Annotated in this window: 5 protein-coding genes and 2 pseudogenes; all 7 read left to right on the top strand. The window is 65.2% G+C overall.

The window, feature by feature from the left end:
- Positions 1-165, top strand: a pseudogene (locus DBR20_RS23495) (anti-sigma factor); the annotation flags it as partial.
- Positions 166-241: 76 nt separating this feature from the next.
- A complete protein-coding gene (locus DBR20_RS19480) occupies positions 242-1,786 on the top strand; it encodes a DegQ family serine endoprotease (protein WP_108267800.1) in 1,545 nt (514 codons plus the stop codon).
- 185 nt (positions 1,787-1,971) lie between these two features.
- Entirely contained in the window at positions 1,972-3,765 is a 1,794-nt protein-coding gene (gene lepA, locus DBR20_RS19475) for a translation elongation factor 4 (RefSeq protein ID WP_181393131.1), read from the top strand.
- Positions 3,766-3,819: 54 nt separating this feature from the next.
- Entirely contained in the window at positions 3,820-4,614 is a 795-nt protein-coding gene (gene lepB / locus DBR20_RS19470) for a signal peptidase I (RefSeq protein WP_059064781.1), read from the top strand.
- Positions 4,615-4,648: 34 nt separating this feature from the next.
- Positions 4,649-5,032: a DUF4845 domain-containing protein gene (locus tag DBR20_RS19465; RefSeq protein WP_108267796.1), complete on the top strand. Its 384-nt coding sequence runs from the start codon at positions 4,649-4,651 to the stop codon at positions 5,030-5,032.
- Positions 5,022-5,702, top strand: a complete 681-nt coding sequence (rnc, locus tag DBR20_RS19460; protein ID WP_108267794.1) for a ribonuclease III — start codon at positions 5,022-5,024, stop codon at positions 5,700-5,702. Before DBR20_RS19465 ends, rnc begins: the two co-directional genes overlap by 11 nt.
- Positions 5,699-6,354: pseudogene (era, locus tag DBR20_RS19455) on the top strand (GTPase Era); the annotation flags it as partial. The gene rnc and the pseudogene era, both read left to right, overlap by 4 nt.

Raw genomic sequence — 6,354 nt, 5'->3', positions numbered from 1 at the left:
GTCGGTAGCCTGCAAGCACGGCCGTGGCCGCGCTCCAGCCTGGCGCCCGCCGCCGGTGGCGCCCTCAACGCCAGTTTCCCGGCCCATGCCGGTGGCACCGCGTTCTATCCGTTCGAGCCACGCCTGCAGGACGACCTGCCGGCGTCGCAACGCCCGCGCGACTGAGCCGGGTACCTTCCCACGCCCCGCCGTCGGCGGGGCGCATCTTTCCCTTTCCATCCGACCCGGAGGTTGCCGTCCGATGACTCCCCGACTCCGCACACATGCCATTGGCCTGTTCGCCCTGACCCTGCCGCTGGTGGCCTGTGCCCAACCGGCGGCGCCTGCCGCCCAGCCGCAGGCCGCAGCCGCAGCCGCTGCTGCGGCGCCGCGCGCACCGGCGCAACCGCTGGTCAGTGGCCTGCCTGATTTCACCAACCTGGTTGAACAGGTCGGCCCTGGCGTGGTCAACGTCGACACCACCATCGTCCGCAGCAACCGCCAGGCACGGGGCGGCATGGGCCCGGGTGATGACGAGATGCCCGAGTTCTTCCGCCGCTTCTTCGGCCCGGATTTCCCGATGCCGGGGCAGGGACCCGGCGGCCAGGACGGCGGACCCAGCATCAAGGGCCGCGGCATGGGCTCGGGTTTCATCATTTCGCCTGACGGCTACGTGCTGACCAATTACCACGTGGTCGCCGACGCCAGCGATGTGAAGGTCAAGCTCGGCGACAGCCGCGAGTTCACCGCGAAGGTGGTGGGCAGCGACCAGCAGTACGACGTGGCCCTGCTCAAGATCGACGGCAAGAACCTGCCGACCGTGCGCGTGGGTGATTCCAATACCCTCAAGCCCGGTCAGTGGGTTGTCGCAATCGGCTCGCCGTTTGGCCTTGATCATTCGGTCACCGCTGGCGTGGTCAGTGCCCTCGGCCGCAACACCGGGGGGCCGGACCAGCGCTATGTGCCGTTCATCCAGACCGACGTGGCGATCAACCAGGGCAATTCCGGCGGTCCGCTGCTCAACACCCGCGGTGAAGTGGTCGGCATCAATTCGCAGATCTTCTCGGCCTCCGGCGGCTACATGGGCATCAGCTTCGCGATCCCGATCGACCTGGCGATGAACGCGGTCGAGCAGATCAAAAAGAGCGGCAAGGTCACCCGTGGCCAGCTGGGTGCGGTGGTCGAGCCGATTGATTCATTGAAGGCGCAAGGCCTGGGCCTGCCCGACAGCCGCGGCGCGCTGGTCAACCAGATCGTGCCGAACAGTGCCGCGGCCAAGGCCGGGGTCAAGATCGGTGACGTGATCCGCACGGTTAACGGTGCGCAGGTCAACAGCTGGTCCGACCTGCCGCCGCTGATCGGTGCGATGGCGCCGGGCAGCCGGGTCACCCTGGGCGTGATCCGCGACGGCAAGCCGCGTGACCTGAGCGCGACCCTGACTGCCCTGGCCGAGGATGCGCAGGGCAATGCCCGCAGCCCGTCCGCAGGCAATGACACGGCCGCTCCGCAGACCGGCGCCAATGCCCTGCTGGGGCTGGAGGTTGCCGACCTGACCGCGCCGCAGCGCAAGCAGCTGGGTCTTGAGGCGGGCGAAGGTGTCCGCATCACCGCAGTGAAGGGCGAAGGCGCCCGTGATGCCGGCCTGTCCGGCGGCATGGTGATCCTGCAGGTGGCCAGCGCCCCGGTCGGCAGCGTGGAAAGCCTGAACCGTGCACTGTCCGGGTACAAGAAGGGCGATGTGGTCATGCTGCTGGTCCGTACCGGCAGCGGCAACAGTGCCTTTGTGGCGGTCAAGGCCGGCCCGTAAGAATGGATGGCCGTCTTCACGGCGGCCCTTGTGGTATCCCCGAAGCCCCGCCCTGGCGGGGCTTCGGCCATTCCGGGGCTTGCCCGGACAGGTCAACCACGCGGCCACCCTCCGGGCGTGCGATAATCGACCGTTACCCTGACGACGCCGCGCGCCGCCGCCACCTCTCTATGTCCTCTGATTCGATGCGGAACATCCGCAACTTCTCCATCATCGCCCACGTCGACCACGGCAAGTCCACGCTGGCCGACCGCATCATCCAGCTCTGTGGCGGCCTCCAGGCGCGCGAGATGGAAGCGCAGGTGCTCGACTCCAATCCGATCGAGCGTGAGCGTGGCATCACCATCAAGGCGCAGTCGGTGTCGCTGCCGTACGTGGCGAAGGACGGCCAGACCTACCATCTGAACTTCATCGACACCCCCGGCCACGTCGACTTCTCCTATGAAGTCAGCCGCTCGCTGGCCGCCTGCGAGGGCGCGCTGCTGGTGGTCGATGCAGCCCAGGGCGTGGAAGCGCAGTCGGTGGCCAACTGCTACACCGCAGTGGAGCAGGGGCTGGAAGTGGTGCCGGTGATCAACAAGATCGACCTGCCCACCGCCGATATCGAGCGTGCCAAGGCCGAGATCGAGGCCGTGATCGGCATCGATGCCAGCGACGCAGTCCCGGTCAGTGCCAAGACCGGACTGAACGTGGTCGACGTGCTGGAAGCGATCGTGCATCGCATTCCGCCGCCGGTGCCGCGTGATACCGACAAGCTGCAGGCGCTGATCATCGACTCGTGGTTCGACAACTACCTGGGCGTGGTCTCGCTGGTGCGCGTGATGCAGGGCGAGATCAAGGCCGGCGACAAGCTGCAGGTGATGTCCACCGGCCGCAACCACCAGGTCGACAACGTCGGTGTGTTCACCCCGAAGCGCAAGGTGCTGCCGGCACTCCGTGCGGGCGAAGTGGGCTGGGTCACTGCCAGCATCAAGGACGTGCATGGCGCGCCCGTCGGTGACACCCTCACCCTCGCTGCCGACCCCGCGGCGAAGCCGCTGCCGGGCTTCCAGGAAATGCAGCCGCGCGTGTTCGCCGGCCTGTTCCCGGTCGATGCTGAAGACTACCCGGACCTGCGCGAAGCGCTGGACAAGCTGCGCCTGAACGATGCCGCGCTGCGCTTTGAGCCGGAAAGTTCCGAAGCGATGGGCTTCGGTTTCCGCTGCGGCTTCCTCGGCATGCTGCACATGGAAATCGTGCAGGAACGCCTGGAACGCGAATACAACCTGGACCTGATCAGCACCGCGCCGACGGTGGTGTATGAAGTCCTGAAGACCGACGGCACGATCATCAACATGGACAACCCGGCCAAGCTGCCGCCGTTGAACCATGTGCAGGAGATCCGCGAGCCGATCATCCGCGCCAACGTGCTCACCCCCGAGGAGTACATCGGCAACATCATCAAGCTGTGCGAAGAAAAGCGCGGCAGCCAGATCGGCATCAACTACCTGGGCAGCCAGGTGCAGATCAGCTACGAGCTGCCGATGGCCGAAGTGGTGCTGGACTTCTTCGACAAGCTGAAGTCGGTCAGCCGTGGCTATGCCTCGCTGGACTACCACTTCGTACGTTTCGATGCCGGCCCGTTCGTGCGCGTGGACGTGCTGATCAATGGTGACAAGGTCGATGCGCTTTCGCTGATCGTGCACCGCAGCCATGCCGATCGTCGTGGCCGCGAGCTGTGCGAGAAGATGAAGGACCTGATCCCGCGCCAGCAGTTCGACGTCGCCATCCAGGCGGCTGTCGGCTCGCAGATCATCTCGCGCACCACGGTCAAGGCCATGCGCAAGAACGTTCTGGCCAAGTGCTATGGTGGCGACGTTTCGCGCAAGAAGAAGCTTCTGGAAAAGCAGAAGGAAGGCAAGAAGCGCATGAAGCAGGTCGGCCGCGTGGAAATTCCGCAGGAAGCCTTCCTGGCCGTGCTGCAGATGGACAACAAATAAGCCCCGAAACCGGCCTTCGGGCCGATCGTCCGGTGACGTTGCAAAGGACCCTGAATGAAACTGTTTGAGATCCTCCTGGTCGTGCTGACCCTGGCCTCCGGCCTGATCCTGCTGGCCGACAAGCTGTACCTGGCCAAGCGTCGCGCCCAGCGCGCCGGCCTGCTCGACACCGAGCCGGTGCTGGTGGACTACTCGCGTGCGTTCTTCCCGGTGCTGGCGATCGTCTTGATCGTTCGCAGCTTCATCGCCGAGCCGTACAAGATCCCGTCCAGCTCGATGATGCCGAACCTGCTGATCGGCGATTTCATCCTGGTCAACAAGTTCTCCTATGGCCTGCGCCTGCCGATCACCAATACCCGCTTCGTGCCGGTCGGTGATCCGGCCCGCGGCGACGTGGTGGTGTTCCACTTCCCGGGCCATGGCGACAACGATCCGGCCAAGGGTGAGAACTTCATCAAGCGCGTGATCGGCGTGCCGGGCGACACCATCGTGTTCGAAGGCGACGGCGTGATCCTCAACGGCGAACCGCTGAAGTACGACAACAAGGGCATCTACGCCGGCCACAAGGGCCAGGGCGAGGGCGCCAACCTGCTGGTCGAGCACCTGCCGGGCCGTACCCACACCGTGCTGGAGACCGACTATCCGCGTGGCCAGGGCCAGTGGACCGTACCGGCCGGCAAGTACCTGGTGATGGGCGACAATCGCGACAACAGCGACGACGGTCGTTTCTGGGGCCTGCTGCCGGAAGAGAACCTGCGCGGCAAGGCGTTCCTGATCTGGCTGAACTGCCAGGGCTGGTTCTGCAAGGACGGCTTCGAACCGTCGCGGATCGGCTCGAGCATCAACTGACTTCACATCCACTCGCGTATCTGGGGAGAACGCAATGAAGACGATGAACACGCAGCGCGGCATGACTCTGACTTCGTTCCTGGTAGTCCTGATCGTGGTTGGTTTCTTCCTTTACGTCGGCATGAAGCTGTTCCCGATGTACCAGGAGTATTACGCGGTGCGCTCGGCGATGAAGAGCCTGGCCAAGGAACCCGGCATCGGCAGCATGGCGCCGGCCAACATCCAGGACCTGTTCTTCAAGCGGCTGTACATCAACTACTCGGACAACGTGAAGCCGGCCAACGTCAAGTTCGACCGTCGCGACAATGGCTGGACCCTCAAGGTCAACTACGAAGTGCGCCGCCAACTGGTCGGCAACCTGGATGTGGTTGGCAAATTCGATTCTTCCCAGGACCTGACCCGTAGCGGTGCCGAATAAATCTTTCCAACGTGAAGACCTGATCGGTCACACCTTCCGCGATCCAGGCCTGCTCAAGCAGGCGCTGACCCATCGCAGTGCCGGCGCGCCGCATAACGAGCGGCTGGAGTTCCTCGGCGACAGCATCGTCAACATGATGGTCGCCGAGGCGTTGTACCTGCGCTGGCCCAAGGCAGACGAAGGCGCGATGACCCGCGCCCGCGCCGAGCTGGTGCGCGAAGGCGCGCTGGCGGTGATCGCGCGGACCCTGCAGCTGGGTGACCGGCTGACGATGGGGCCTGGCGAAATGAAGTCCGGCGGCCATCGCCGCGACTCGACCCTTGCCGATGCATTCGAGGCCGTGGTCGCGGCGATCTACCTGGATGTGGGCTTTGAAGCCTGCCGGGCGCTGGTCCTGCCCTGGTTTGCCGCCTCGATGGAGGCGCTGCCGGCCACCGGGCGACCGGAGAAGGACCCCAAGACCCGCCTGCAGGAATGGCTGCAGGGCCGACAGAAGGCGTTGCCTCAGTACGAACTGGTGTCAGAATCCGGTGACGACCACGCCAAACACTTCCGGGTACGCTGCAACGTAGCCGACCCCGCCGCCAGCACCGAGGGCGAAGGCTCCTCGCGGCGGATTGCCGAACAACAAGCGGCTGCGGCCGTCCTTGAACAACTGGATTCCAAGTGAGCGAACAAACTCCCCATCATTGCGGCAGCGTGGCCGTCATCGGCCGCCCGAACGTGGGCAAATCGACCCTGACCAATGCGTTGGTCGGGGCCAAGGTCAGCATCGTGTCCAACCGGCCGCAGACCACCCGTCACCGCCTGCTGGGCATCGCCACCTACCCGGAAGGGCAGCTGGTACTGGTCGACACGCCCGGTCTGCACAAGGTGCAGAAGCGGGCGATGAACCGGGTCATGAACCGCGCCGCCCGCGGTTCGCTGGAAGGCGTCGACGCCGGCCTGCTGGTGATCGAAGCCGGACGCTGGGACGAAGAGGACAGCCTGGCCTTCAACGTGCTGCGCGACGCCGGTGTCCCGGTGGTGCTGGTGGTCAACAAGATCGACCGCATGAAGGACAAGGGCGCACTGCTGCCGTTCCTGCAGGAAGTGACCGCCGGCCGTGACTTCTCGTCGGTGCATCCGATTTCGGCGCAGAAGCGCAACGGCCTGGAAGCCCTGGTCCGTGATGTGCTGGCGCTGTTGCCGGAAGCCCCGCCGATGTTCGGCGAAGACGAAATCACCGACCGCAGCCAGCGCTTCCTGGCCGGCGAACTGGTGCGTGAACAGCTGATGCGCCAGTTGGGCGAAGAGCTGCCGTACGCCACCACGGTGGAGAT

The sequence above is a fragment of the Stenotrophomonas sp. HMWF023 genome (genome assembly GCF_003060985.1).
GTDB classification, from domain to species: domain Bacteria; phylum Pseudomonadota; class Gammaproteobacteria; order Xanthomonadales; family Xanthomonadaceae; genus Stenotrophomonas; species Stenotrophomonas lactitubi.
Note: the sequence above shows the minus strand (reverse complement) of the source record. Positions and strands in the feature narration are given on the sequence as shown.